A 24057-nucleotide genomic window follows, 5' to 3' on the forward strand; every position below is an offset into this window, starting at 1 on the left:
ATGAATCGCACCACCGGCACCGCCCTGACCGGCATCGACCATATCCGCCAAAGCGTGGCCGATATCCTGACGACTCCCATCGGCTCGCGCGTCATGCGTCGCGATTACGGCTCGCTGCTGCCCGAGCTGATCGACCAGCCCCTCAATGGCGCCACGGCCCTGCGCGCCTATTCGGCGACCGTCGTCGCGCTGATGCGCTGGGAGCCCCGCATCCGCGTGCAGCAGATTCAGCGTCTGGTCAGCACTGACCGCCCCGGCCGGCTGACGCTGGTCATGACTGCCCGGCTGGTTGACTCCGGCGAGGATATCGATATGACGGTACCGCTCGGGGGTGCGCAGTGAGCAGCCCGATTGATCTCTCCCAGCTCCCGGCCCCGGCCATCGTCGAAACGCTCGACTATGAGTCGATCCTCGCCGAGCGCAAACAGCGGCTGGTTTCGCTCTACGATGCCGACGAGCAGGCCGACATCGCCGCGAAACTCGAACTCGAATCCGAGCCGATCACCAAGCTGCTGGAAGAGAATGCCTATCGCGAGGTCGTACTACGTCAGCGCGTCAACGAGGCCGCCCGGGCGGTGATGCTGGCCTACGCCGGCGGCGATGATCTGACCCAGCTCGCGGCCAATTACAACGTCACCAAACTGACCGTCGATCCCGGCGATCCGGATGCCGTGCCACCGGTACCGCCCACGCTGGAGAGCGATACCGATCTGCGCCTGCGTGCCCAGCGGGCGTTCGACGGCCTGAGCGTCGCGGGACCGCGGGCGGCCTACGTGTTTCATGCGCTCAGCGCCGATGGCCGGGTGGCCGACGCCACCGCGATCAGCCCCTCGCCCTGTGTCGCCATCGTCACCGTGCTGGCACAGGCCGGTACCGGCGAGGCGAATGCCGAGCTGCTCGACATCGTCGAGAAAGCGCTCTCGGCGGAAGACATCCGCCCGGTCGGTGACCGGCTGACGGTGCAATCGGCCCGCATTGTCGATTACGCCATCGATGCCACGCTCTATCTCTACCCCGGCCCCGAGCAGGAGCCAATCATCGCCGCTGCGCAGGCCAAGGCTGAGACGTATGTTAGCGAGCAACGCCGGCTGGGACGCGATATTCGCCTCTCCGCGATCTATGCCGCGCTACACGTCGAGGGCGTGCAGCGTGTCGAGCTGACCAGCCCGAGTGACGATCTGGTGATCGACGAAACCCAGGCCTCGCACTGCACCGGTATTACCATCGCGAACGGTGGCACCGATGAGTAGCCCGATCCTGCCCCCGAACGCTACCGCGCTTGAGCGTGCCGCCGCCGAGGCGCTGGCCGAACTCGAACGCGTCCCGGTACCGCTGCGCACGCTCTGGAATCCCGACACCTGCCCGGCCCCGTTGCTGCCTTATCTCGCCTGGGCGTTTTCAGTCGACCGCTGGGATCCGACGTGGTCCGAGAGCGCGAAACGCAGCGTGGTGAAAGCCGCGTTCTACGTTCATCAGCACAAGGGCACGATCTCCGCGCTCAGGCGCGTGGTCGAGCCGCTCGGTTATCTGCTTGAGGTTGAAGAGTGGTGGCAGCAATCGCCCGAGGGTGAGCCCGGCACGTTCGCCCTGCGCATCGGCGTCACCGATACCGGCATCACCGAGGGTACCTATACCGAGATGACGCGGCTGGTCGAAGACGCCAAGCCGCTGACCCGGCATATCGTCGGACTCGACCTGCTCGGCGAGACGCGCGGCCCTTTCTACATCGGTACCGGCACCCAGGACGGTGACATCACCACCGTCTACCCCTTCATCGCTCCCGAAACCGACTCGACCGGCACCACTTGGCTGGGCGCCGGCCTCGATCTCATCGACTCCACTACCGTTTACCCGCAGGAGAGCGCGGCATGAGCCAGTTCTATACCCTGCTCACCGACATCGGTCAGGCCAAACTGGCCAATGCCATGGCGGTGGGCGAACCCTTCTCGATCAGCGAACTCGCCGTCGGCGACGGGGGCGGCAGCGTCCCGGCCATCGATGCCAGCGCCACGGCACTGGTTAACGAGGTGCGCCGGGCGCAGGTCAATCGCGTCGAGACCGACGCCGACAATCCCAACTGGCTGGTTGTCGAACAGGTGCTCCCGCCGAGTGTGGGCGGCTGGTATATCCGCGAGGTTGGCGTATTCGATGAAGATGGCGATCTGATCGCCATCGGCAACTATCCCGAGACCTACAAGCCCCAGCTCAGCGAGGGCAGTTCACGCACCCAGACGGTGCGATTCGTGATGATGGTCTCGGACACCAGCGCCGTGACCCTCAAGGTCGATCCCGGCGTGGTACTGGCCACGCGAGAGTATGTCGATGACTCAATCAGGGACCACGCAGAGAGCCGCAATCATCCGGAGGCCACGACCACTGCGCTGGGTTTCGTCGAGCTGGCCAATGGCACCGAAGCGAAGAATCGGTCGGATAAAAAGCGGGTGCTGACGCCGGATACTGGCGGCCAGATGCTTGCCGGACACGAGAAAGCCACGGAGGCACACAAGGCAGATCAGATCGGGCTCACGTCAACGCTATCTGTGTTCGGCAGCGCTGTCACCACTGTGCACGGTGTTCTGGCTGCATTGGGCAATTCATCCAAGGCCGGTATCGCAACTCAGCAGGAGGTCAACGACGGCAGCGGGGATAATGTCGTGACTGCATCAAAGCTCGGCGCCTGGGCGCGACTCGGATTCGAGTCGTCATTCGGTGAGACCGGCTATCTGGCACTGCCGACATGGCTGGGCGGTTTCATTTTTCAGTGGGGGCAGGTCAGCTTATCAGGACCTACCAGCGATGGTTCGGCGAATTCAGAGTATGACCACAAACACACTTATACATCATGGTCGATCAACTGGCCGATTTCTTTTCCAAAGGCTTGTTATTTTGGTCTACCCATTCCCCGGGATATAACTGACGGCCCGTCAGAAGGCGCTGAGCTGGTCGGGACGGTTGCAGAACTTGGCAAGACCGCGATGTCAGGCAAATCGGTACGTGTATCAGGAACCAATCAAGGGACAGAGCACTACATGCTGACGTATTTCGGAGTCGGGAGATAACCATGCCGCACCGTTTCAGCCCCTCGGAAAAAGCCTTTTACTCGGTCGCGCTCGAAGCACGTTATCGCGCGGAAAAGTCATGGCCGAATGATCTAGTTGACGTGACCGACGCCCAGTATCGCGAATACGCATTGAGTAGCCCGCCGGTCGGCAAGATGCTCTCAGCCGATGCTGCTGGCACCCCGACATGGATCGACGTGCCACCACCTGAGCCCGAGCCCGCCGAAACCCGCCGCGCCCGCGCCATCGCTCGCATCGACCGCGCTGCCGATCAGGCCCGCGCCGCTGACCGCTCGATCGGTCAGTATCTCGATGCCGAATACCGCGTGGTAAACGACGCGCTTGCCGAATGGCGCGCTCGGGAGTCCGATGATGCGCCGGTACCACCGGCCATCGAGGCATGGGCCGATGCCGAGGGCATCAGTGCTATTGAGGCTGCCGAGCAGATTGCCGAAGCCGCCGGCCGTGCTGAAGATCTGCTGCTGGCTGTCCGGCACGTTCGGCTGGCCGGGAAGGGAGCTATCAGAGATGCCGGCGATGATGCCGATTTCGACGCACTCGTGCAGACGTATATCGAGCAGTTTGAGCAGATCGAAGCGTCCGTGCCCGGGGCTTGACGTTGCCAAAAACCAAGTCGTGATGGCCTTCTGGCCACTCCTGCAGCCACTCGAGTAGCCACGATGTACGAAGACCAAACGATAAACAGCCTCATCCGGGACATGAATCTTGAAGACAATACTTCCCGGGGAGGTGAATCAAGAGCGCTGTTGCAAACAATCATAAGCAGTCGTCGAGATGAATTAACCGATGAGCAGATTCGCAACATTGAGAAAGCACTCGAAAGCTAGTCGCTAAAGCCCGCCAATCGGCGGGCTTTATTACTCAAGTCTTATCGCGAATATCCTTGGTAGGACCGTTTGTCTTACATGAAGCAATCCCATTCTCACGCGCTTGAGTCGAAGAATACATTTCACTCGTGCCAATCACCTGACCATTACGAGCCTTCAGATTGAAATACGGGCTCCCGTCTCTAGCGGTGAGTCGATCATATCGATCATCGTGAGGGCTATTTTCTTGGCATGATCCGATGCCATTGAGAGCTCCGGCCCTCGACTCGTAAGTTTCGCTGCTCAAAATAACTTGGTTATTGTCGGCCTTGAGATTGAAGTGGTAGTGGCCACCTCGTCGTGTTAACTCGTAATAACCTGCCATGGTTTCTTCCTGTTAATTCATCTGAGTTAGAGAGAGCGTCCCTTTCGGGCATTAAAGCTTGAACACTCTTCAAGAAGTAACGAATATATTTACACTTCGCAACATAAAGCAAATAATGTAAACCAAAGTTCTACAACGCCCAGCGCTCGCCATGCCCTACGCCCCGCCACACCATGAAGCCCTGACACCGATTCTGCCCCGTTTCCCTGATCAGGACTCACCATGGCACTCTCGCAATATCATCACGGTGTGCGCGTTGAAGAGATCAACGAAGGCACCCGCACCATTCGCACCATCGCCACCGCGATCATCGGCATCGTCGCGACCGCATCGGACGCCGACGCGTCGACATTCCCCCTCAACCAGCCCGCGCTGATCACCAATGTCTCGACGGCCATCGGCCAGGCCGGCACCCAGGGCACCCTGCGTCGCACGCTGGATGCCATCGGCGATCAGTGCTCGCCGGTCATCGTCGTGGTCCGCGTCGAAGAAGGCATCGATGCCGACGAAACCACCTCGAACGTCATCGGCACCACCACCGAGCTGGGTCAGCGTACCGGCCTGCAGGCGCTGCTGACGGCGAAGCAGAAAATCGGCGTGACGCCGCGCATCCTCGGCGTGCCCGAGCTCGATACCCAGCCGGTCGCCACCGAGCTGGTCAGCATCGCGCAGAAATTGAGGGCATTCGCCTATGTCCACGCAGATGGCGCCGAGGCCATCACCGACGCTACCGCCTACCGCGACAATTTCGGCGCCCGCGAACTGATGGTGATCTGGCCCGGGTTTCTCGCGTTCGACACTGCCGACTCGACGACCAAGGCCGTCAGCAGCGTGGCCCGGGCGCTCGGCCTGCGCGCCAAACTCGACAAGACCACCGGCTGGCACAAGACGCTTTCCAACGTCACAGTTAACGGCGTCACCGGCATCAGCCGGGATGTGTTCTGGGATCTGCAAAGCCCGGACACCGATGCCGGCATCCTCAACGCCGCCGACGTCACCACGCTGATCAATCAGAGCGGCTACCGCTTCTGGGGCTCGCGCACCTGCGCCGGGCCGGAATCGCTGTTCCCGTTCGAGAACTACACCCGCACCGCGCAGATTCTCGCGGACACGATTGCCGAGGCGCATCTCTGGGCTGTCGACAAACCGCTTCATGCTTCGCTCGCGAAGGACATCATCGAAGGCGTCAACGCCAAGTTCGCAGAATTGCGCGCCTTGGGCCTGATCATCGACGGCACCGCCTGGCTGAACACCGAGCTCAACACCGCGACCAGCCTCAAGGCCGGCAAACTGCGCATCGATTACGACTACACCCCGGTACCGCCGCTGGAAGATCTGGGATTTCAGCAGCGCATCACCGATACCTACCTCGCTGATTTCGCCGAGCGCGTCGGCGGCAACACGGCTTCGAGCTGAGCAGGAGACCCTGAGCAATGGCACTCCCGAAGAAACTGAAAGACCTCAACCTGTTCGGCAATGGCGACAGCTATCAGGGGCAGGTGCAGTCCGTCACCCTGCCGACCCTCTCGCGCAACGTTGAGGAATGGCGCGGGGGTGGGATGGATGGTCCGGTCGGCATCGACATGGGTATGGATGGGCTCATCACCTGTCAGTGGACCGTTGGCGGCCTGATCGAGTCGATTTTCGACAATTTCGGTACCAGCCGCATCGACGCCGACATCCTGCGTATGACAGGCAGCTATGAACGCGACGATGTCGACGAAGTCACCGCCGTCGAAGTGGTGATGCGTGGCCGGCACACCGAGATCGACATGGGCGACGCGCAAAGCGGCGAGAACACCGAGCACCAGATCACCAGCACGCTCAGCTACTACCGCCTCGACATCGACGGCTCGACCAAGATCGAGATCGATCTGCCGAACTACGTGTTCAAGGTCAACGGCGAAGATCGGTTGGCTGCCCGCCGGCGAGCGCTGGGCATCTGATCGCGAACCACTGACACTCCGAACCTGAATCAGCACTGGAGAACAGCACCATGGCCCAGGCCAAAGAAAACACTACCGCACACGTCAGCGAGCCGATCGAGCTCGACACGCCCATCCAGCGCGGCGATACGACCATCGAGCAGATCACCCTGCGCAAGCCGGCCAGTGGCGAGCTGCGCGGCGTCAATCTCGCCGACGTGCTGCAGATGCAGACCGACGCGCTGATCAAGCTGATCCCGCGCCTCTCGAACCCGTCGCTCACCGAGCACGAGGTGCGCCAGATGGACCCCGCCGATCTGGTCCAGTGCGGTGGAGAAATCGCCGGTTTTTTGCTGACGAAGCGGGCACGGGGCGAAGCCGCATAAACCTCCCCGGCAACGTCGAGGACGCGATGGCCGATCTGGCCATCGTGTTTCACTGGACGCCCGCCGACTGCGCGGAATTCACCCTGCGCGAACTGATGGAATGGCGCGAGCGCGCCCGCAAACGCAGCAATCCTGACGAGGGCAATCGTGGCCAATCCGCTAAAGCTTCAGGTCGTTCTCGACGCCATCGATAAAGCCACCGCCCCACTGAAGAAGATCACCCGGGGCAGCAGCAAGACGGCCGACGCTCTGAAGGCCAGCAAGCAGGCGCTGCGAGATCTCGAACGCCAACAGCGCGACCTCGGCTCATTCCGCAAACTCAAGGAAGCCACCCGCGAGAACGGCGAAGCACTGGCCGCCGCGCAGGAACGGCTGCGCAACATGCGTGCCGAGCTCAAGCAGACCGACGCCCCCACCGAGAAATTCCAGCGCCAGTTCAAACAGGCCAGCGATGAAGTCGACCGCCTGACCGGCAAGATGGGCGACCAGCGCCGCCGCCTGGGCGAGCTCCGATCCAGCCTCAAACAGGGCGGCGTCAGCACCGACAACCTCGGTCAGAGCGAGAACCGACTGGCCGAACAGATCCGCGAAGCGAATCAGCAGTTCGACGCGCAAAAGCGGAAGATGGGCGAGGTGGCCCGAGCGCAGAAAAAAGCTCAGCAGGCCGCCGATCAGTATCATCGCGGCGTCGGCCGGGCCAATGCCATGCGCGGCTCAGGGTTCACCGGGCTGGCCACCGGTGGCGCGGCACTCTATGGTGCCGGCCGGCTACTCGCGCCGGGGGTGGAATACGGCGAGCAGATGAGCGCCGTACAGGCGGTCGGCCGCTTCAATGCCAAGGATGAGCAGTTCAAGGCACTGAAACAGCAATCCCGCGATCTCGGTTCCAGCACCCAGTTCAGTGCCAGCCAGGTCGGCGCCGGGCAGGAATTCCTGCTGCGGGCCGGCATGAGTGCCAAGGCGATTCAGTCATCCATGAAGGACGTGCTGAACCTCGCCATCGCCAACAACACCGAACTCGGCCGCACCGCCGATATCGCCTCCAACATTGCCGGCACCTTCAAGATCGATCTGGAGAAGGAAGGTGCCATGGGGCATGTAGCCGATGTGCTTTCGGCCACAGCCAGTCGCGCCAATGTCGATCTGGAAAAGCTGGGCGAGACGGTAAAGTATCTCGGCGGTGCCGAGGATCTCGACCTGACCCTGGAACAGGCCAGCGCCATGGCCGGCCTGCTGGGCAATATCGGCATTCAGGGCAGTCAGGCAGGCACCACGCTGCGCGGCATGATGAACCGCCTCACCGATCCGTCGAAGGAGGCTGCCGAGGTCATCAAAAATCTCGGTGTGCAGGTCTCCAATGCCGACGGCGAAATGCGCTCCATGCCGGAGATTCTGCGCGACATCAACAATGCCACGAAGGATCTCGGCAACGCCGACCGGAAGCAGGCGCTACAGCAGATTTTCGGCGCCGAAGCCGGCTCGGGCATGGCGGAGCTGGTCAGCCAGATGAGCACCGGCGCACTGGATGAGCTGATCGAAAAGCTCAGGGTCGCCAGTGGTGAGAACGACCGCATGGCCAAAACCATGGCCGACAACATCGGCGGCGACCTCAAGAATCTGCGCTCGGCCTGGGAAGAGGTCGGCATCTCGATCACCGATACCAATGAAGGCCCCTTGCGCGATCTGATCCAGCAGGTCACCGGCATCACCCGGGGCATCGGAAACTGGATCAAGGCCAATCCGGAACTGGCCGGCGGTATCGCGAAAGCCGCTGCCGGGCTCGCTACGCTCGTTGCAGTGGGCGGCGCGTTTACCATCATGCTGGCCTCGATTCTCGGCCCGATAGTCACCGTGCGCTATGGCATGGCAATGCTGGGCCTGCGCACCGAGGGCCTCGGCGGCAAGATCTATTCACTGACCAGCCGCATCCTGCCGGCACTGGGTAGAGGCATCCTGCTGATCGGCCGCAGTCTGGCAATGGCCGGTCGGCTACTGCTCACCAATCCAATCGGCATCGCCATCACCCTGCTGGCGACGGCAGCCTATATGATTTATCAGAACTGGGCGCCCATCAGTCAGTTCTTCAGGGATCGCTGGGAAGACATCAAGACGGCATTCAACGGTGGCGTCGGCAGCGTGATGAAACTGCTGATGAACTGGAACCCCATCGCGCTGATCTATCGCGGCATCACCGCCGGGCTGGCAAAGCTCGGCATCGAGATCCCGGAGAAGTTCACCAGCCTGGGCGGCTTCATCGTCGATGGCCTGATCGGCGGCGTGACCAGCAAGATCGGCGCGCTGAAAGACCGGATCACCGGCATGGCCAGCAGCGTTAAAAGCTGGTTCGCGGACGTGCTCGGGATCAATTCACCGTCGCGGGTCTTCATGGAGTTCGGTGGCTGGACGATTGAGGGCCTGATCAGCGGTCTGACGAGCAAGTTGGCCGCGCTCAAGGATCGGGTAACCGGCATCGCCGGCAGCGTCGCCGGATGGTTCAAAGAGAAATTGGGGATCCATTCACCAAGCCGCGTGTTCACTCAGCTCGGCGGCTACACCGTGGATGGTCTGAATGTCGGCCTCGATGCCCAGCGCCACGAACCCGCTCGGCGGGTCGCCGAGATCGCCCGCAACGTGCAGCGCGCCGGGGCCGGTATGGCGCTCGGCGCCCTCGCCCTGCCTGCCGTGGCCGCACCCGGCATCGATCAGGGCGAGCCGATCCGGTTCGACTCGCGGCCGCCGCTTTCCCAGCAGGCAGCACCGAGCTACACGGATAATTCGACCAGCCACTACACCATCACGATCACCGCCCCACCCGGGAGCGACGAGCATGCGATCGCGAAAGCCGTAAGTCGCGAGCTAGATCGGAGGGAACAGGAGCGGGCTGCGCGCCAGCGGTCTTCGATGTGGGATCGGGAGTAACTTCCTTGCTCTTCGGTGTGGGATCAGAACCAACTTCCTTCTTCCCTTCACGGATATGTTCCCTAAAGGTCAGAACACATGCTACGAACATTGCAAACAGTCCACCAAAGAAAAAGGTCGGAAATCCCACAATGGCAAGATTTTTAGGATGTCCATTCCATAAAAGAAGGCCTGATGGTTGGGCAGGCATCATTGATGCAAGCAATTGTGCTAAAGCCATTATGAACCCGAAGGAGAAAATCACCCCTTTATACCTTCGACTTCCTGCTGAGTTCACACCCAAAGCAATTGCAACACCTGAAAAAGTAAGCAAGCCAGAGGTGTCTATATTTCTAAGAGAGTTGAAAAGCTGGCTCCACCCCAAAGAGTAACCAAAACCAATTGTTGCGGTAAAACCAAGAAAATACGCAGACAAGCACCCAAATAAGAACTCCTTTTCCTGTTTAGTTAATTTCTTTTTCCCCACTGGTGACTCCTATGCTCATGGCCCTTGGAATGTTCGTATTTGAGACAAGTACGGTCCCCTACCAGCAACTCCAGCGCCGCACCGAGTGGCGCCATGCCTCGCAGTCGCGTGTGGGAGACCGTCCCGCATATCAGTTTATCGGCCAGGGCGCCGATACCATTACCCTTTCGGGCACGCTCTATCCGGAGCTGACCGGCGGCCGCGTGGATCTCGACCAGATTCGGGACATGGCCGACCAGGGCAAGGCATGGCCGCTGGTCGAGGGCAGCGGCCGGCAGTACGGCTTGTGGGTCGTTACGGGTGTCGATGAGACATCGAGCACGCTGTTTCGCGATGGCGCGGCGGCAAAAATCGAGTTTTCTCTGACGCTCGAGCATGTCGACGACAATCAGACCGACCGCCTCGGCGATCTCACACTCTACAGCGCCGCGCTGCTGCAGGGAGCCTATGCCTGATGGCCGCGAATCAGCAGCGCCCCTACCGGCGCCCCGGCTACCGCATCACACTCGCCGGGCAGGACATCACCCCGCGTATTAACGGCCGGCTGATCAATCTGCGCATCCGCTCCCAGCGCGGGCAGGAGGCGGATCAGCTCGATATCAGTCTGACCGATCACGATGGCCTGCTCGATATTCCGCCCAGCGGCGCAACGCTCTCGGTCGCGATCGGCTGGCTGGATGAGGGCCTGATCGACCGGGGCGTGTTCACCGTCGACGAGATCACCCATTCGGGCAGCCCGGACCAGCTCACCATCCGCGCACGCGCCGCCGACATGGGCAGCCTGCTGCCCGGCAAGCGCTCGCAGTCATGGCACGACATCACCCTGGGCGAGATCGTCGACACCATCGCTGGCCGGCATGAACTCTCCCCGGTGGTAGGCGACACGCTCTCCGGTATCCGCATCGATCACATCGACCAGACCGACGAATCGGACCTCAATTTCCTGACTCGGCTGGGCAAGCGCTATGACGCCATCGCCGCAATCAAGTCCGAGCGCATGCTGTTCACGCTCGTCGGCGAGGCACTCACAGCCAGCGGGCTCGCTTTGCCAGCCGCCACCCTCACCCGCCGCGATGGCGACCAGCACCGGTTCAGCCGTACCGACCGCGACGCTGACAGCTACACCGGTGTAAAGGCGTACTGGAACGACACGAAAGGTGCCGAGAGAAAGGAAGTCATTGCCGGCGCGAAGGATAAATCCAAGGAGCTGCGCGAAACCTACGCCAGCGAGGCCGACGCAATGGAAGCCGCGAAATCGGAATGGCGCCGCATCCAGCGTGGCGCGGCCACGTTCGATCTCACCCTCGCCCACGGCCACCCGGACCTGATACCAGAAACGCCGCTCACGCTCAGCGGCTGGAAATCGCAGATCGACGGCACGGACTGGCTGATCACCGAGGTCGAAGACTCGCTCGATGACAGTGGGTATGGGACACGGATCAAGTGCGAGATACAGAATTCTTCAGAGTAAACCATCTTCGCCGATAGACCTTTCAAAGACACGGGCATGCCTCAAGGCCATCGGAGAATTATTCAAATGAAGAAACGGGCTTTTTTGCTATTAAGCACTATTTTTCTGTCCCCCCTCGCATACTCTCAACCCCAGGATATAACGCAGCTCAACCCAAATGTCGTAGCAGCGGCGAATTGCCAAGGGCAGATTACCGGAATAGCAATCAGCAACTACAGCTCTGGCATCCTGAATGAGCAGCGCACGAAAGCGATGATGTATGGCGCCACACTTTACGAATTTTTCGTCCTGTTCCAGGAAGAAAGCCTCAGCCATCTTCAGAAGTATCAGCAGCAATACGCTCAGTTCGAACAATCTGCTCGAACACAAGTGCTCGAATCCATCGATAATGGCAACTTCACCTGGGACTCGCAGGGCGATATTGATGTTTGTACAGCCCGCATGACCGAAGCGCTTACTTCTCCATACCCCTCTGAGATGACCCAGACGTTTCGAGATCACATCAAACAAAATCTCGACCAGCGCTTCGAAGCCATGAAAAACATCATGGGTGCAATGCAATAAGTGCCTGACACCGGCCTACAACAAAAAAGCCCCGGCCAAGGGGATGGCTGGGGCAACAAGCGAGGAAGGTGGAGTGCCTTACATTCATGATCCATATCGGCCGACGCTGATATAGCTTGAGTCTGATCCACCCCCTACCTACCCGTACCATTCCCCTCATCGATTGGTCTTGAATCAGCGATTGCAGATAGCCTGTTGGCTTGCCGATACTGTATAAAGATACAGTTTGGTTACATTCGTCAGGACATCCACTCATGCAACCCGCTCTGGAACTACTCACCCTCGATGCCACGCCCCTGCACTCCATGACCGTGCATCGGCCCTCGTGGATCTCGATTGACCGCTGGACCAACACGCTCGAAGAACTGACCCTCTACCCCTCCACCCTGGTCGACTGGCTCGATGAAGACACCGCCACGCTGACATGGCCGAGCGAAGTGATGTGATGCGCCTTATCGACCAACACCCCATGACCGTCGACCCGCCACGGCGCTCCATCCCCTGGGCGATCTTTCACGTTCGCGCCGGGCTCGCCGGCTTCCCCAGCCCGGCACAGGATTACGATGGCGGCTCCATCGATCTTAATGAGCAGCTGATCCCGCACCCCACCGCCACGTTCATGTTCACCGCCCAGGGCGATTCGATGTCCCGCGCGGATGGCTCGGGCATCTGTAATGGCGACCGCCTGCTGGTCGATCGCTCCCTCGACGCTACACACGGCGATATCGTGGTTGCCGTGGTCGATGGCGAACTGGTCGTGAAGGAGCTACGCACCAAAGGCGGCAGGCCAGCGCTGCACAGCGCCAATACCTGCTATGCCCCGATTCCCCTGCTCGACCGTGATGTACAGATCTGGGGCGTCGTCACCAACGTGCTGCGCACGCTACGGCGATGAAAGGCCCGATTGCCCTCGTCGACTGCAACAACTTTTACGCCTCCTGCGAGCGCGTGTTCGAACCGCGCCTGCAAGGCGCGCCGGTCGCCGTGCTCTCCAACAATGACGGCTGCGTGATTGCCCGTTCGCAGGAAGTGAAGGCCCTCGGCATCGAGATGGGCACACCGATTCACCACATCCCGCACGAGGCGTTCCGCGCCGGCTTGGTACTGCGCTCATCAAACTACGAGCTCTACGGCGATCTCAGCGCCCGGGTGCTGGCCACCCTGCGCGAACACACACCGGACGTGGAACCCTACAGCATCGACGAGAGCTGGCTCGGCTTCGGCGGCTTCGATCCGGCCGGGCTGACTGACTACTGCCGTAAGATGCGCCGCACCGTCCACCGCTGGACCGGCATTCCCGTATCGGTCGGCATCGCCCCTACCCGCACGCTCGCCAAACTCGCCAATCACTATGCCAAACGCCACGCAGCCACAGGCGGTGTTCATCAGCTGGGCGGACTGGACGACCCCGCGACTCGCGCCCTGCTCGAGCGCACGCCAGTGGGTGATATCTGGGGGATCGCCGGACGCATCGAAGCACGCCTGGCACAACTGAAAATCCACAGCGCGCTGGATCTCGCCCGCGCCAATCCCAAATGGATCCGGAGCCACTTCTCCGTGGTGATCGAACGCACCGCGCTTGAGCTCGCTGGCACGCCCTGTATCGAAATGCTCGACGAGCACGAATCTAAAAAGATGATCATGACCTCACGCAGCTTCGGCCGAATGACCGGCGACTACCATGAGATTCAGGAAGCACTGCGCGCTCACGCCTCACGCGGCGCCGAAAAGCTCCGCGCTCAGCGCAGTCTCACCAGTGCCGTGATGGTGATGCTCAAGACCAACAAGCACGCCCTGCATCTGCGCCAACACCAGGACGCGATCACCATCGCCCTCCCCCGGCCAACAGATAGCTCATTCGAGATCGTGCGCGCTGCCCAGCAGGGGCTGGAACGCATCTGGCGCAAGGGCTATCGATACCAAAAGTGCGGCGCCCAGCTGATGGATTTGATCGGCCGCGGTAACCAGCAGCTCGGTATCTTCGAATCATCACAATCCGACGCCGAACGGCAACGCAGCGACAAGCTAATGGCCACGCTCGATCAGCTCAATCGCAACTATGGCCGTGGTACGGTAACCGTAGGCATGCAGCGACAGGAAGCGGCGTGGCAGCTGCGCAGTAACTACCGCTCGAATCGATGGACGACAAGGTGGGAAGAACTGCCTACAGTCAAACTATGACAAGAGCACTTTAACCAGTGCTGATACACATCTTTGTCCAAGCATTACCCATGCGCTACCTGATCCTCCTGATACTGACCACTCTTCCCCTCATTGCCCAGGCTGACGACTACGGCTCGGCCACCGTCCAGCAGGTCACCAGCATCTACGATGGCGATACCTTCCGCGCCGATCTCGCAGGCCCCAACGGTGAACCATGGCCGGACATCATTGGACACCGTGCCCCGATCCGGGTCGCCGGTGTCGATACTCCCGAGATTCGGGCCGAATGCGACGCCGAAAAGCAGGCCGCACGGCAAGCCAAGCAATTTACCGTCGCCCACCTCCGTGACGCTGAAAGGATCCGTTTGGAGCATCTTGATCGCGGCAAATACTTCCGCTTGGTGGCCAATGTCATGATCGACGGTCGAGATCTGGGCCAGATGCTGATCGATGCCGGCCTGGGCGTACCGTACGGCGGCGGGCATAAAACCAACCCGTGGTGCGAGTAGATCCCAGCTAACAAGTACCAGCGAAGCAGGGCCGCTCATGCTATCCCGGTCTCTGCCGATATATCAGGCATCACGCATCATCAAGGAGCGATGACCATGTGCTCGGTAAGTGCAGTACGCCCCCTAACCCCAGACGCTAGTAACGATGGACATGACCGCGCAGCGGAAGTCATGAAGGCTTGTGGCAGTTCGGTCAGGCTGAGGATGCTAAAAATTATCGCTTCCGAAGACGAGATCATGGTGAGCGAGCTGAATAAACGGATCGACCTGACCCAGTCAGCACTATCACAGCATCTGAAGGTATTACGGGATGCGGATCTGGTACAGACCCGGCGGGATTCACAGCGGATCTACTACTCGATCAAGGGCGACGAGGTGCTCACCCTGCTGCGGTCGCTGAAAAGCCTATTTGGTTAACCCTTTTATTGCCGAGCATTAAAATCAACTAGCGTTTGACTTAGATGATAAATTGCAGCATTAAATGAGGGCATCCCGCCTTCAGTCTTTTCGTAACATCCAAAGATCCTGAGGAAAACAGAGCTGGCAGACCCGGCGAGACTTTCAACAGATAAATATTCTCCTCAATATTGGTAACACAACCAAGATTTATTCAGACCAAAGGAGTTAAAAACTCAGTTCAACAACGCACCCAAGCGAGAAAACATCTAGTCAAAAATCAAACGAGGATAAAATGAGCGACACTGAAGAAATTAAAAAATATATAACAGAAATCCAAAAAATAATAAAAACGATGGAGGCGCAGAGCGAATCTGAAGAAACAATAAAAGAGGAAATAGAAAAATATCTAAGAGGGAAGCATTCTGAACGTAAAGGTGTTTGCCATAAGCTTTCCCCGAAGCAGAAAAGATGCCTAAGGAAAGAGATAGATGCTATCTCGGCCAACCATCGCGCTATTAAACCCACTTACTACCGCATATACAAACACATATCACTTATCATATAAACAAGCGCTCCTGATATAATCCCCTAAAGGGACAAGAGACCGCTGAAAAGCTTTAGAACTATGAAGGATTTTAGTAACAGAAACTCTCAAGCTTTCGACTTGCTCGTTCAAAGCCAACAATTTTTCAACATCCACCGAATCTCTTATCTCTTTATAACCCTCTTTAGTTTTCTGCAACCTTCCATTAGAAACAGTTGACTCATATAACCGCCTAAACCTTTTTAACCACAAACCAACCATCTCTCTTTGCTCATCCTTACAAGCCATTTCTCTATAACCAAGGAGCTTTGACTCTATCTGTTCTCGAACATCAACAAGATCGCTATTCTTTATTTCTATCTCGCTTTGCTTAATCCCAATATTCTGATAAAACTCCAGCCTTTGAAAGTAATTATTTTGTCTCGATTGGTATATCGATACGACTAAAGCTAATATAGCTATTGATAGTGCAAGAATATCAATGAAACGTGACATCAGTTCAACCTGAATTGTTTAGTTTTAAAAAACATACCGCCTCGTCTGACTGATCACTACCCCCCGCAACCGTTCTGCGCATGCCGGCAATGATTCACCTTGGCGGCAATACGGTCGCACTCGCCAGCCAGGACGCCAAACCTGTACTAAGCGCTGTTCTCCCTCAATGTCGACGATCACAAGATCTCCGTGACCAGGGGAGCGTGCTTCATCGACAATCAGCATATCCCCCTCAATCAACGGACCAGTCACACCCGCGCCTTCGTGCACTGAGACCAGGTAGCAAGTCTCAGGGAATGCTTTGATGTTGAAACAGCTCATCTCCGGATGATTAACGCCCTCACTCAGCGGACCGACATACTCCACACGCATCACAATCGTCACCCAAATACTGTACGTATATACATATACGATAATTCAGGTTGTCTGATCAAACTTCAGGAGCAAGAAAGCCGCTCCTATGGGAGCGGCTGAAGCCTACCAGGATCAATTGAATTGAAAGGACTTCCTGTTGCTGGCCGCGTCGGTTTCCATTTCGATACAGCTTTTCAGGATCGAATAGCTGGACCCACCAACACTGGCCACCTGCTGACAGTAGTCCTGTGTTTTTGCAGGCACATCTGCCCAGCTGCTTTTCAAAACATCGTAAGCGTCCTGCTGCATATCGATGCAGCTGTTGTAGATCGCATTGCTGGAGCCGCCCACGCTGGAAACCTGCTTACAGTAGGCCTCCACATCAAAATGCGGCAGGTCCTCGGCATGGACAGCACCCGAAACCAGCATCAGTAGTGAAACACTGATGATACGTCGCATATCGCCTCCTCAATCGATAGCGTGCTGCAACATGGGCAACACCATGCCGACTTGGGTACCTGAATGATGCGGACTGGCAACCATGGCGCTGAAAATGGCGAGTCCAATGAAATAGATGGCAGGGGAGACGATCAGGGTACAGACGATCTGTGTGATCCCGGCACCAGTACGACCACGGGTGATCACCACGATCGCGGTAATGAACGCGACCAGATTGAGCGGCCAACCGACAAACATGCCCAGACCGGGGACAGGCACAAGAAAGCAGATCCACGCGACCAGCATTACAATCCAGGTCGCTTTGACCGGGGCGCGGGAGGCAAGAGAAGCAGTGGCTTCAGACATGATGGGTTCCCTTGAGTGTTATGACATTAGTAAAAAACGGCCGCTTTGTACCGTTCTTGAGGGCTTCTGCCAGAAACACTGATAAAGGGAAGGCTTAACGAAAAAGTTTGACGATAGCGAAGAAAATACCCGTCTACCCCGGTAGCAGCCGCCACCGGGCACTAGGGCGCCACAGGCGATAAAGCTGCTGGAAGCCCTCCACCTCAGCCACGACCAGATCGCCGTGCCCGGGCGTGAGGGATTCATTCACTACCAAAATATCGCCTTCTATTATAGGACCTTTAATACCTGCGCTTTCATGGAGATAGACGGCAAAGCAACTTGGTGAAGACTGAGGCATACTCAGCTTTTCAAACTCGGGAATACCAAGAAGCGGACACAAATATTTAACCAGTATAATCAATCGTGCATCATTCTATGAAAATCATCTCTTAATTCTCTATCCAACCTCTCCAACTCTTTACTTCTATAAAGAACTGGCAATCTCGAAACCTTCCTTCGATTAACCTCAACCCAATTTACTGCTTCCTTTCTAACCTTTAAGAAATTCAACCTCAAACCGATTTCAATGTCATTTCGAGATGTAATTACTAAACGCGCTCGCTTATCGGACGCTTCCATCTCATTTTTCCTAGTAAGATTTTCTCTTCTTAGGGACGACACATCAGATGGAAAATCAGCATCTGGAGCTTCTTCAGCACGAAAATAAATATTTTCTAGCGCAGACGCCCATTGCAGTTTATTCACACATCTCACATCAGCCGCACCGAGCGGCACACTACCATTTTTCTTGAATCTGCTTTCATAAGTACTAGAATCATAAAAGAGGATGACCATCCTAGGCGAAATCGGAATAAATATTTGAAGCCCTTTTTGTCCAAGAGCAGTTTTGGGAAACCCACCAACACCCTCAAAAAGCTGGTTGTACAAAACAACTGGATTATCGCTCGTTATGAATTTTTCTTCTGTAACACTTTTCAAGAGGCATATCTTGAGATCTTGCAACATTAAATAATTATTGAACGCCAGCGCAACGGCAAGAATTGAGACATGGTCTATCTTAGCCGAGACATTATCCAAATCTTCCGGATTCAAGTCCGAGTCATTAAATCTTTCAAGATGTAATTTTGCAACTGTTCTAGCTAGTCCCGACGTCACTTCATTTAACGAACTTACCATATGCTCTGTTCTAAAATGCTGAGTCAACGCGAATAGGCAAAGCCGAAAATGTAACTTAGGCGTCGCAGCAGGAAACCCACTAGGGAATTTTTCTACAGACAAAACCTTTCTGAAAATAGAAGAAATTGCCGACTCAAATTCAGACAAAACATTCTCAATTGTGGGATCTCTCCCGTAAAAATATTTTTTATAGCATTGACTTTTTAAAGGGGCAGACCTCACCTTCTTCCTCTGCGAGATATTAAATAACCCTATAGTAGACCCATCTTTAGAAAAATTTTTTAAATAAAACTGCGGAACAAAATGTTGTTTTTTTTTGCTTGGCATTTAACAGTCTCAACTAATCCGTCCAATCCTTACCCGGCACTCCCCGATGATCTCCAATCCACCCATCTCCTCGGGCTTGATCATCTCAGGTTGATACCGGCTGTTGTCGCTGATCAGCATGTATGCCCCACCGGCCACACGCTGCACGCGTTTGATCCGCAAGCCATCGTCCATTCGTAGCAGGAACACGCCGTCCGGTTTCTTGCTGCTGCAATCGACCAGCACCCGATCACCATCCTGCAACGTGGTATCCATCGAATCACCGCGCACACGGACCCCTACCAGCTTTATCGGATCGAGGCCGTCATGCTTGAGCTGTTCGGTATCGAAGTAGAGCGAAGTCTCGATGTTCTCGACCTCGAATAACCGGCCGTCGCCAGCGGCGGCTTCGATATCGTAGATCGGTACCGGGGTATATCCCTCGACAGGAGAAGTGAGCGATTCGAATTCTGAGCTCACCCTGTCTCCCAAAATGAGCCAATCCAGGCTCACACCTTTCTCTTTTGCGATACGGATACATTGCTTGATAGGGATATTGCCTCGGGATCGCCAATTGCTGACGGTACTCGTAGGCACTCCCAGCTCAATGGCGAGATCCCGGTCCTGCTCCACACCACACACAGACATCAATCTGTTCAGGAAATTAGGCTCAAATTGGGCGTCGCTCATCAGGAATGGGCTCTCTATAGCCATTTCCTATCCCAAAATGATTTACATAAATCAAAATTGGGCTTAGGCTTTAGGGTGTCAATCAAATCTTGAAGGAATCATACACGATGAGTGTTCAGGCCCCCACCACTCCCGGGCGTGTCTCCAACTCCCCACGCGGTTGCAACGCCCCCGTGATCGGCCTCGCGCTGAAACCCGATGAGCGCGAAGAGGTAAAGGCCATCGCCGGTCTCGAAATGAGATCTCTCTCCGCTACCGCGCGCGTGCTGTTGCTCAAGGGCATGGCCGCGTATCGGGCTGAACAAACCGACGCCTGATCAGTAAATCTCGACCGTCATCCGGGGCGGTTGGTCATAGGGGATTGAGAGATTACAGAGATGGCACATGAAGACCTTGCGTGGCTGCGACTTCGCCTCCGGCTGGAGTATCGAGCGCTTTCTCCGCTCAAAACAGGCTTGGCAAAAGTATTTCGGTTGGAGAACCGAATCGCCGGCGCTGCGCATTCGCTGGGCAATCGGCTTTTCGATAACCACCCAGGCCCCGGAAGGAAAGGCGTGGTCTTCGTAATCCGCCTGCTCGAGATCAAAGCGTTCGTACTCTCTGAGCTGATCTTCAAGCTCCATGACCTTGTGTTCCAGCGCCTGTCTTTCCTGCTGCAGGTCGAGGCTCTTGTCCTTGACATCGAGCAGCGCCTCCCGGAGTTCGGCAACTCGCGCAGCCGGGCTGCCGGTTTTACAGAGCTCCATGAGCGTATTCGCGATGTTGAGCGCGCTCTGAACGCTTTCCAGCGTGGCCATAACACTGACTCCCGGTCTTTTTCATCCGCTCGTCAGCATACCGCTGATCAAAAGAACCAAAAGCCTGAATAAGGACATTTCCATGTATCAGGACACTCGCCGCCTCAAGGCGCATCGCACCGGCATCAACCTCGATGAGTTCGAGGACAACCTGATCGAGGCACTGGCCGCTTACACCGGCGTCGAGAAGGCAACGCTGATGCGGGAAATGGTGATGCGTGGGGCCATGGACATGCTCGGTGTTTCCAGCGTTCAGGAGTTCGATGCCGTCAGCATGATCGAAGTGCAGCCGATCGCGAAGCTCCATTGAGGCACGCCGGGAAGCCATTTCAGGACCTCCAGAGGTGCCCATGACCGTTCGATATTCCGAGATTTTCACGACCGAGGAAGACCGCCGAATGCTGGAAGCCGTACGCCAACAGCAGGGGCTGGAAAACCTCGATCAGGCTGCAGAAGTGGCATTGCGGGGATGGATTCGCAAGGGCACGGGGCGCATTGCCCTGCCACGCGGCCCGCGAGCCATCGGGAGACGCTGATGCCAGTACAGGAGCCATTGATGCCAATGCGATGGGAATGCCCGCACTGCCTTGGCCCTTGTCGGGTACGTACCTCGAAAACGCTGCACGCCGATTATCGGGTCGCGTACCTGCAATGCCAGAACCCGCTGTGCGGGTGGTGTGGCAAGGGCGAGTACGTCGTCACCGAGACCACCGTACCCAGCGGCATGCCGAACCCGGCGTATCAGGGGCAGCTTGCCAAGCATGTGCCCTGGACTTTCAAACAACCCAAACCACCTGAAGACATGTTTCGGAGGGACGAATCATGATCGACCCGAACTACCAGATCGACCCGAACGACAGCGCACAGGAAGAAGCGGAGAAGTACATCCGCGCCAATCCGAACCGGCGCATGCCGCACCAGCTGGTCGAGGAATGCGGCCAGCATCTCGCCATCGGCTATCACCTGCGCGAAGACGAAGCACTGGCCCATGCCGGTTATGCCTTCGACCGTATCAACGCCGAGCGTCTTGGAGGTGCCACATGGGCGTTCTGAGTCAGGACAACGCGGCCACCGCTTACCTGCTGCGCCTGCCGCGCCAGATCCAGCGCCGTGATGCGATCAATCGCTGCACCTCGCACCTGATGCATGAACACGACATGAGCCGTGAAGCGGCCGGCCTGCTCGCCGTGCAGGCCATGGCGGAGCTGGAAGGACTCAATCGCCCGGCGTGGGTCGATGTCGATTCGACCACATCTCATGTCGTGGTCATCCGTCGCCCGGGCCGCGACCCCATCGCCATGACGGTCGGCGATCTGCTGCGCTTCGCGGAGAGCGAGTCGGCAGTGCGTCGCGCCGTTGAACCGGCTGCGCAGTGAGCACGATGGCCATGGCCACGGTTCACGCGATCCATCAGCAGCACGATCCTCGCGACGAGTTTCTCGCCGTGCGTGCCGAGCTGCATCGCCGCACCGAGGATCTGGATCTGATCGAGCTGTGGGACGAGCTGCAGCCTGCCGAACGTCAGCTGGTATTACGTTCGGCGGCTCAGCATCTGGTGCCGCTGCGCCCGCTCAATGAGATCGACCCGGACGAGCGCACGGCGGATCGCATCGTGGCCGATCTCACCCACTGCCCGATGGAGTGGATGAGACCGCAGGCACGCGAGGCCATTCGCGCCGCAATCCACCGCATGAGCACTTACGCCAATCGCCTGCGCGACCGGATGGAGCCGGAAGGCCCCCACCCGTCTCAGACGCTTGCCGCCAGTGCTCGGCACGCCCTCGCCCAGGGCGATACCGCCGCCGCAATGCACTATCTGCAACTGATCGAGCAGACCCGATGAACGCAATCGAGCAATCCCGCGCCTATGGTGCGCCGGGTGACCATCGTCACCTGAGCTGCCAACAGTGGCGCCAGAAATATGTGTTCGACCGCTACCCGCATTATGCCGAGCGACTGGCAGAGGGCTTTCTGGCCATCGCCCGTCGTGATGGCAACGCCGCCGGCAACCGCTGGTTGCGCAAGACCTGCAAGCAGTTGCACGTCGGCCCGTTTCGGGTCACCCATGACGACGAGGGCATCCGCAACCACGCCGAGGCGCAGTCGCTGGCCATCAAGCGTTCGCATGATGAACTGATCGCCAAGGCCACCCGTTCCGGGGGTAGTGAGCTGGATGCGGCAGAAGAAGCGCTGCGCCTCGGGCTGGAGCGCGTCGAGATCCACGAAATCGATCCGCCCGATAACAAGTCGACCATCCGCGCCCAGCTGGCGCGACTTGAGGATGCCAAGTGGTGGCGCCGCAAGCTGCGCGTGCTGGCCGGTCGCCGGCTGGAGCAGCTGGAGCGCGAGATCGGCAACGTCCATCGCCGGGCCGGCATCTACTGCTCGAATACCACGGTGGAGCGTCGCAAGGCGCAGAAAGCACGCAATCATGCCCTGCTGGAGGCCATCGAGGCGATCAACCAGCACGGCCAGTACTACACGCTGGCCGAACTCTCCGAATTGGGGCTGGCAAACCCGGATCACCGCCGTGCCGAGCTGATGCTCCGCATTCGCGAGACCGAAACCGAGGCGCGCCGGCTGGGTCACATCGGCGTGTTCTATACCCTCACCTGCCCGTCGCGGTTTCACCCGGTGCGGGCCAAGAGCTGCACGCGTAATCCGGTTTATGACGGGTACTCGCCACGCGATGCCCAGCGCTATCTGACCAATCTCTGGGCGCGTATCCGCTCCGCTCTCGCCCGCGAGGACATCGGCATCTACGGCGTGCGCGTGGCCGAGCCACACCACGACGGCACCCCGCACTGGCACCTGCTGATGTGGATGCAGCCCGACCATGTCGATCAGGTCGAGACCGTCATGCGTGACTACGCCCTGCAGGATTCGCCGGACGAGCCCGGCGCCGAGGCCAATCGCTTCCAGGCCAAGCTGATCGACTACTCGAAAGGCACCGCCGCGGGCTACGTCGCCAAGTACATCTCGAAAAACGTCAACGGCCAGCAGTTTGTCGAGGCCGACGAGTATGGCCGCGACATGAAAAGCAGTGCGCCGCGCGTCGAGGCATGGGCTGCAGTGTGGGGCATCCGGCAGTTCCAGTTCGTCGGGCTGCCGAGCGTGACTGTGTGGCGCGAGGTTCGCCGCCTGACCGAGCAGCAGGCCCAGCAGCTGGCCGCGTGGGAGGACGCCACCAACCCCGGCCGCAAGATCCGCGAGTTCATGGCTCAGGTGCGCACCGCGTGCAACGCCGGGGCGTGGGATCAGTTCCTGCGACTGATGGGTGGGCCGCTGACGCCGCGTGCCGATCAGCCCGTGCGGCCGTGGCGCGAGTGGCGCATGGCCACCGGCACGGATGCTGAGCGCTGCGATCAGGAAATCCCGTTCGCCCGAGGCAGCTATGGGGATCGGGTCGAGGTGACCTATGGCCTGTTGGTGAAAGGTGCCGAGTACCTGACCCGGTTTTACAGCTGGACCATGCGGCCGAAGGCGCGCAACAGCGCGTATGACTTCAGCCAGCGGGGTTCATATGGAGGCGGCGCAGCCGCCGACCCTTGGACTCGTGTGAATAACTGTACGGGGATCGACATCACCCCCCGACAGCCCGACCCGCAGACCGCCGAACAGCAGAAAAAGCACTATCAGGAATGGCGATCCCGCCCCGAGGTTCGAGCGGAGATCGAAGCGGAGCAGGAAGAAATCGACCGGGTCCGCGATGCGCTGGCCCGATTGCTCGCTCCACCGCCGAGCGAGGCGGTATTGCTGCCCGATGAATACATGCCGCCCGAGCTGGCATGACCCATAACCATTGCCCAACGCAG

The 24057-nt window shown here is 58.3% G+C and carries 35 protein-coding genes; 28 read left to right on the forward strand and 7 right to left on the reverse strand.

The window, feature by feature from the left end; translation table 11 throughout:
* The 5 genes from FY550_RS14510 to FY550_RS14530 are packed head-to-tail and all read left to right on the forward strand — an operon-like array spanning position 1 to position 3676.
* Positions 1–342: a GPW/gp25 family protein gene (locus tag FY550_RS14510; protein WP_233350220.1), complete on the forward strand. Its 342-nt coding sequence runs from the start codon at positions 1–3 to the stop codon at positions 340–342.
* Entirely contained in the window at positions 339–1250 is a 912-nt protein-coding gene (locus tag FY550_RS14515) for a baseplate J/gp47 family protein (protein ID WP_070978074.1), read from the forward strand. The genes FY550_RS14510 and FY550_RS14515 overlap by 4 nt, the downstream gene beginning before the upstream one ends.
* Complete coding sequence (locus FY550_RS14520) at positions 1243–1872, forward strand: phage tail protein I (protein ID WP_070978072.1); 630 nt, start codon at positions 1243–1245, stop codon at positions 1870–1872. Before FY550_RS14515 ends, FY550_RS14520 begins: the two co-directional genes overlap by 8 nt.
* On the forward strand, positions 1869–3059 hold the full coding sequence (locus tag FY550_RS14525; protein WP_149054626.1) for a phage tail protein: 1191 nt from the start codon (positions 1869–1871) through the stop codon (positions 3057–3059). The genes FY550_RS14520 and FY550_RS14525 overlap by 4 nt, the downstream gene beginning before the upstream one ends.
* Before the next feature lie 2 nt (positions 3060–3061).
* Positions 3062–3676, forward strand: a complete 615-nt coding sequence (locus FY550_RS14530) for a tail fiber assembly protein (RefSeq protein ID WP_070978067.1) — start codon at positions 3062–3064, stop codon at positions 3674–3676.
* 265 nt (positions 3677–3941) lie between these two features.
* On the opposite strand, the gene FY550_RS14535 is transcribed toward FY550_RS14530, so the two are convergent.
* Positions 3942–4271 carry a YegP family protein gene (locus FY550_RS14535; protein WP_084388083.1) on the reverse strand — a complete coding sequence of 110 codons (330 nt, stop codon included), beginning with the start codon at positions 4269–4271 and terminating at the stop codon, positions 3942–3944.
* Positions 4272–4493: 222 nt separating this feature from the next.
* Between FY550_RS14535 and FY550_RS14540 the strand changes: the two genes are divergently transcribed.
* The 15 genes from FY550_RS14540 (at position 4494) to FY550_RS14610 (ending at position 15638) form a co-directional block, all read left to right on the forward strand.
* Positions 4494–5687, forward strand: a complete 1194-nt coding sequence (locus tag FY550_RS14540; protein ID WP_070978066.1) for a phage tail sheath protein — start codon at positions 4494–4496, stop codon at positions 5685–5687.
* Between the two features lie 17 nt (positions 5688–5704).
* Positions 5705–6217 carry a phage major tail tube protein gene (locus FY550_RS14545; RefSeq protein ID WP_149054627.1) on the forward strand — a complete coding sequence of 171 codons (513 nt, stop codon included), beginning with the start codon at positions 5705–5707 and terminating at the stop codon, positions 6215–6217.
* A gap of 50 nt (positions 6218–6267) precedes the next feature.
* Positions 6268–6582 (forward strand): phage tail assembly protein, encoded by a 315-nt coding sequence (locus tag FY550_RS14550; protein ID WP_070978064.1) that lies wholly within the window; start codon positions 6268–6270, stop codon positions 6580–6582.
* 26 nt (positions 6583–6608) lie between these two features.
* Positions 6609–6776 (forward strand): GpE family phage tail protein, encoded by a 168-nt coding sequence (locus tag FY550_RS17265; protein WP_084388082.1) that lies wholly within the window; start codon positions 6609–6611, stop codon positions 6774–6776.
* A complete protein-coding gene (locus FY550_RS14560) occupies positions 6730–9501 on the forward strand; it encodes a phage tail tape measure protein (RefSeq protein WP_070978063.1) in 2772 nt (923 codons plus the stop codon). The genes FY550_RS17265 and FY550_RS14560 overlap by 47 nt, the downstream gene beginning before the upstream one ends.
* Positions 9502–9632: 131 nt before the next feature.
* Positions 9633–9872, forward strand: a complete 240-nt coding sequence (locus FY550_RS14565) for a hypothetical protein (protein ID WP_149054628.1) — start codon at positions 9633–9635, stop codon at positions 9870–9872.
* Positions 9873–9978: 106 nt separating this feature from the next.
* Positions 9979–10422, forward strand: coding sequence for a phage tail protein (locus FY550_RS14570; protein ID WP_070978062.1), 444 nt, complete (start codon positions 9979–9981; stop codon positions 10420–10422).
* A complete protein-coding gene (locus FY550_RS14575) occupies positions 10422–11438 on the forward strand; it encodes a contractile injection system protein, VgrG/Pvc8 family (RefSeq protein WP_070978061.1) in 1017 nt (338 codons plus the stop codon). The genes FY550_RS14570 and FY550_RS14575 overlap by 1 nt, the downstream gene beginning before the upstream one ends.
* A 66-nt stretch (positions 11439–11504) precedes the next feature.
* A complete protein-coding gene (locus tag FY550_RS14580) occupies positions 11505–12002 on the forward strand; it encodes a hypothetical protein (RefSeq protein WP_070978060.1) in 498 nt (165 codons plus the stop codon).
* Positions 12003–12256: 254 nt separating this feature from the next.
* Positions 12257–12448 carry a hypothetical protein gene (locus tag FY550_RS14585; RefSeq protein ID WP_070978059.1) on the forward strand — a complete coding sequence of 64 codons (192 nt, stop codon included), beginning with the start codon at positions 12257–12259 and terminating at the stop codon, positions 12446–12448.
* Positions 12448–12897, forward strand: a complete 450-nt coding sequence (locus FY550_RS14590) for a LexA family protein (protein ID WP_070978219.1) — start codon at positions 12448–12450, stop codon at positions 12895–12897. The genes FY550_RS14585 and FY550_RS14590 overlap by 1 nt, the downstream gene beginning before the upstream one ends.
* Positions 12894–14183 carry a Y-family DNA polymerase gene (locus FY550_RS14595; protein ID WP_070978058.1) on the forward strand — a complete coding sequence of 430 codons (1290 nt, stop codon included), beginning with the start codon at positions 12894–12896 and terminating at the stop codon, positions 14181–14183. Before FY550_RS14590 ends, FY550_RS14595 begins: the two co-directional genes overlap by 4 nt.
* A 50-nt stretch (positions 14184–14233) precedes the next feature.
* Entirely contained in the window at positions 14234–14674 is a 441-nt protein-coding gene (locus FY550_RS14600; protein WP_149054629.1) for a thermonuclease family protein, read from the forward strand.
* Between the two features lie 171 nt (positions 14675–14845).
* A complete protein-coding gene (locus FY550_RS14605; protein WP_267902467.1) occupies positions 14846–15091 on the forward strand; it encodes an ArsR/SmtB family transcription factor in 246 nt (81 codons plus the stop codon).
* 274 nt (positions 15092–15365) lie between these two features.
* Positions 15366–15638, forward strand: coding sequence for a hypothetical protein (locus FY550_RS14610; protein WP_070978056.1), 273 nt, complete (start codon positions 15366–15368; stop codon positions 15636–15638).
* Here FY550_RS14610 and FY550_RS14615 read toward each other — a convergent pair.
* The 5 genes from FY550_RS14615 to FY550_RS14635 all read right to left on the reverse strand — a co-directional run bounded on the left by FY550_RS14615 (position 15624) and on the right by FY550_RS14635 (position 19445).
* Positions 15624–16112, reverse strand: a complete 489-nt coding sequence (locus tag FY550_RS14615; protein WP_070978055.1) for a hypothetical protein — start codon at positions 16110–16112, stop codon at positions 15624–15626. The two genes, FY550_RS14610 and FY550_RS14615, sit on opposite strands and share 15 nt — an antisense overlap.
* 486 nt (positions 16113–16598) lie before the next feature.
* Positions 16599–16925, reverse strand: coding sequence for a hypothetical protein (locus FY550_RS14620; protein ID WP_070978054.1), 327 nt, complete (start codon positions 16923–16925; stop codon positions 16599–16601).
* Between the two features lie 9 nt (positions 16926–16934).
* Entirely contained in the window at positions 16935–17270 is a 336-nt protein-coding gene (locus FY550_RS14625; RefSeq protein ID WP_070978053.1) for a hypothetical protein, read from the reverse strand.
* A gap of 399 nt (positions 17271–17669) precedes the next feature.
* Positions 17670–18776: a DUF4238 domain-containing protein gene (locus FY550_RS14630; protein ID WP_084388081.1), complete on the reverse strand. Its 1107-nt coding sequence runs from the start codon at positions 18774–18776 to the stop codon at positions 17670–17672.
* A 9-nt stretch (positions 18777–18785) separates the two neighbouring features.
* On the reverse strand, positions 18786–19445 hold the full coding sequence (locus FY550_RS14635) for a helix-turn-helix domain-containing protein (RefSeq protein ID WP_168169314.1): 660 nt from the start codon (positions 19443–19445) through the stop codon (positions 18786–18788).
* Between the two features lie 107 nt (positions 19446–19552).
* On the opposite strand from FY550_RS14635, the gene FY550_RS14640 reads away from it, so the two are divergent.
* On the forward strand, positions 19553–19762 hold the full coding sequence (locus tag FY550_RS14640) for a hypothetical protein (protein WP_070978050.1): 210 nt from the start codon (positions 19553–19555) through the stop codon (positions 19760–19762).
* Here FY550_RS14640 and FY550_RS14645 read toward each other — a convergent pair whose 3' ends face one another.
* Positions 19763–20242, reverse strand: coding sequence for a hypothetical protein (locus FY550_RS14645; protein ID WP_070978049.1), 480 nt, complete (start codon positions 20240–20242; stop codon positions 19763–19765). It lies immediately after the preceding gene.
* Positions 20243–20324: 82 nt separating this feature from the next.
* On the opposite strand from FY550_RS14645, the gene FY550_RS14650 reads away from it, so the two are divergent.
* The 7 genes from FY550_RS14650 to FY550_RS14680 are packed head-to-tail and all read left to right on the forward strand — an operon-like array spanning position 20325 to position 24034.
* Positions 20325–20552 (forward strand): hypothetical protein, encoded by a 228-nt coding sequence (locus tag FY550_RS14650; RefSeq protein ID WP_070978048.1) that lies wholly within the window; start codon positions 20325–20327, stop codon positions 20550–20552.
* 40 nt (positions 20553–20592) lie between these two features.
* Positions 20593–20778 (forward strand): hypothetical protein, encoded by a 186-nt coding sequence (locus FY550_RS14655; protein WP_070978047.1) that lies wholly within the window; start codon positions 20593–20595, stop codon positions 20776–20778.
* Positions 20779–20804: 26 nt separating this feature from the next.
* Entirely contained in the window at positions 20805–21068 is a 264-nt protein-coding gene (locus FY550_RS17270; RefSeq protein ID WP_407657389.1) for an ogr/Delta-like zinc finger family protein, read from the forward strand.
* The gene (locus tag FY550_RS14665) at positions 21065–21295 is read left to right on the forward strand and encodes a hypothetical protein (protein WP_070978045.1); all 231 of its coding nucleotides are present in this window, start codon (positions 21065–21067) and stop codon (positions 21293–21295) included. The genes FY550_RS17270 and FY550_RS14665 overlap by 4 nt, the downstream gene beginning before the upstream one ends.
* On the forward strand, positions 21283–21618 hold the full coding sequence (locus FY550_RS14670) for a hypothetical protein (protein ID WP_070978044.1): 336 nt from the start codon (positions 21283–21285) through the stop codon (positions 21616–21618). The genes FY550_RS14665 and FY550_RS14670 overlap by 13 nt, the downstream gene beginning before the upstream one ends.
* A gap of 11 nt (positions 21619–21629) precedes the next feature.
* Positions 21630–22085, forward strand: coding sequence for a hypothetical protein (locus FY550_RS14675; protein ID WP_139148684.1), 456 nt, complete (start codon positions 21630–21632; stop codon positions 22083–22085).
* Positions 22082–24034 (forward strand): replication endonuclease, encoded by a 1953-nt coding sequence (locus FY550_RS14680; RefSeq protein WP_149054630.1) that lies wholly within the window; start codon positions 22082–22084, stop codon positions 24032–24034. The genes FY550_RS14675 and FY550_RS14680 overlap by 4 nt, the downstream gene beginning before the upstream one ends.
* Positions 24035–24057: the final 23 nt, after the last annotated feature.

This window comes from Kushneria phosphatilytica (genome assembly GCF_008247605.1).
GTDB classification, from domain to species: domain Bacteria; phylum Pseudomonadota; class Gammaproteobacteria; order Pseudomonadales; family Halomonadaceae; genus Kushneria; species Kushneria phosphatilytica.

What these genes read in the sequence shown, in the direction of transcription:
- FY550_RS14635 (WP_168169314.1), bottom strand. Translation starts at nt 19,445, where the DNA reads ATGAGCGACGCCCAATTTGAGCCTAATTTCCTGAACAGATTGATGTCT.
- FY550_RS14605 (WP_267902467.1), top strand. Translation starts at nt 14,846, where the DNA reads ATGAAGGCTTGTGGCAGTTCGGTCAGGCTGAGGATGCTAAAAATTATC.
- FY550_RS14630 (WP_084388081.1), bottom strand. Translation starts at nt 18,776, where the DNA reads ATGCCAAGCAAAAAAAAACAACATTTTGTTCCGCAGTTTTATTTAAAA.
- FY550_RS14550 (WP_070978064.1), top strand. Translation starts at nt 6,268, where the DNA reads ATGGCCCAGGCCAAAGAAAACACTACCGCACACGTCAGCGAGCCGATC.
- FY550_RS14615 (WP_070978055.1), bottom strand. Translation starts at nt 16,112, where the DNA reads ATGTCACGTTTCATTGATATTCTTGCACTATCAATAGCTATATTAGCT.
- FY550_RS14620 (WP_070978054.1), bottom strand. Translation starts at nt 16,925, where the DNA reads ATGCGACGTATCATCAGTGTTTCACTACTGATGCTGGTTTCGGGTGCT.
- FY550_RS14530 (WP_070978067.1), top strand. Translation starts at nt 3,062, where the DNA reads ATGCCGCACCGTTTCAGCCCCTCGGAAAAAGCCTTTTACTCGGTCGCG.
- FY550_RS17270 (WP_407657389.1), top strand. Translation starts at nt 20,805, where the DNA reads ATGCGATGGGAATGCCCGCACTGCCTTGGCCCTTGTCGGGTACGTACC.
- FY550_RS14580 (WP_070978060.1), top strand. Translation starts at nt 11,505, where the DNA reads ATGAAGAAACGGGCTTTTTTGCTATTAAGCACTATTTTTCTGTCCCCC.
- FY550_RS14680 (WP_149054630.1), top strand. Translation starts at nt 22,082, where the DNA reads ATGAACGCAATCGAGCAATCCCGCGCCTATGGTGCGCCGGGTGACCAT.
- FY550_RS14610 (WP_070978056.1), top strand. Translation starts at nt 15,366, where the DNA reads ATGAGCGACACTGAAGAAATTAAAAAATATATAACAGAAATCCAAAAA.
- FY550_RS14510 (WP_233350220.1), top strand. Translation starts at nt 1, where the DNA reads ATGAATCGCACCACCGGCACCGCCCTGACCGGCATCGACCATATCCGC.
- FY550_RS14600 (WP_149054629.1), top strand. Translation starts at nt 14,234, where the DNA reads ATGCGCTACCTGATCCTCCTGATACTGACCACTCTTCCCCTCATTGCC.
- FY550_RS14535 (WP_084388083.1), bottom strand. Translation starts at nt 4,271, where the DNA reads ATGGCAGGTTATTACGAGTTAACACGACGAGGTGGCCACTACCACTTC.
- FY550_RS14520 (WP_070978072.1), top strand. Translation starts at nt 1,243, where the DNA reads ATGAGTAGCCCGATCCTGCCCCCGAACGCTACCGCGCTTGAGCGTGCC.
- FY550_RS14625 (WP_070978053.1), bottom strand. Translation starts at nt 17,270, where the DNA reads ATGTCTGAAGCCACTGCTTCTCTTGCCTCCCGCGCCCCGGTCAAAGCG.
- FY550_RS14590 (WP_070978219.1), top strand. Translation starts at nt 12,448, where the DNA reads ATGCGCCTTATCGACCAACACCCCATGACCGTCGACCCGCCACGGCGC.
- FY550_RS14540 (WP_070978066.1), top strand. Translation starts at nt 4,494, where the DNA reads ATGGCACTCTCGCAATATCATCACGGTGTGCGCGTTGAAGAGATCAAC.
- FY550_RS14570 (WP_070978062.1), top strand. Translation starts at nt 9,979, where the DNA reads ATGCTCATGGCCCTTGGAATGTTCGTATTTGAGACAAGTACGGTCCCC.
- FY550_RS14525 (WP_149054626.1), top strand. Translation starts at nt 1,869, where the DNA reads ATGAGCCAGTTCTATACCCTGCTCACCGACATCGGTCAGGCCAAACTG.
- FY550_RS14650 (WP_070978048.1), top strand. Translation starts at nt 20,325, where the DNA reads ATGTATCAGGACACTCGCCGCCTCAAGGCGCATCGCACCGGCATCAAC.
- FY550_RS17265 (WP_084388082.1), top strand. Translation starts at nt 6,609, where the DNA reads ATGGCCGATCTGGCCATCGTGTTTCACTGGACGCCCGCCGACTGCGCG.
- FY550_RS14595 (WP_070978058.1), top strand. Translation starts at nt 12,894, where the DNA reads ATGAAAGGCCCGATTGCCCTCGTCGACTGCAACAACTTTTACGCCTCC.
- FY550_RS14575 (WP_070978061.1), top strand. Translation starts at nt 10,422, where the DNA reads ATGGCCGCGAATCAGCAGCGCCCCTACCGGCGCCCCGGCTACCGCATC.
- FY550_RS14585 (WP_070978059.1), top strand. Translation starts at nt 12,257, where the DNA reads ATGCAACCCGCTCTGGAACTACTCACCCTCGATGCCACGCCCCTGCAC.
- FY550_RS14565 (WP_149054628.1), top strand. Translation starts at nt 9,633, where the DNA reads ATGGCAAGATTTTTAGGATGTCCATTCCATAAAAGAAGGCCTGATGGT.
- FY550_RS14655 (WP_070978047.1), top strand. Translation starts at nt 20,593, where the DNA reads ATGACCGTTCGATATTCCGAGATTTTCACGACCGAGGAAGACCGCCGA.
- FY550_RS14545 (WP_149054627.1), top strand. Translation starts at nt 5,705, where the DNA reads ATGGCACTCCCGAAGAAACTGAAAGACCTCAACCTGTTCGGCAATGGC.
- FY550_RS14670 (WP_070978044.1), top strand. Translation starts at nt 21,283, where the DNA reads ATGGGCGTTCTGAGTCAGGACAACGCGGCCACCGCTTACCTGCTGCGC.
- FY550_RS14645 (WP_070978049.1), bottom strand. Translation starts at nt 20,242, where the DNA reads ATGGCCACGCTGGAAAGCGTTCAGAGCGCGCTCAACATCGCGAATACG.
- FY550_RS14640 (WP_070978050.1), top strand. Translation starts at nt 19,553, where the DNA reads ATGAGTGTTCAGGCCCCCACCACTCCCGGGCGTGTCTCCAACTCCCCA.
- FY550_RS14675 (WP_139148684.1), top strand. Translation starts at nt 21,630, where the DNA reads ATGGCCACGGTTCACGCGATCCATCAGCAGCACGATCCTCGCGACGAG.
- FY550_RS14665 (WP_070978045.1), top strand. Translation starts at nt 21,065, where the DNA reads ATGATCGACCCGAACTACCAGATCGACCCGAACGACAGCGCACAGGAA.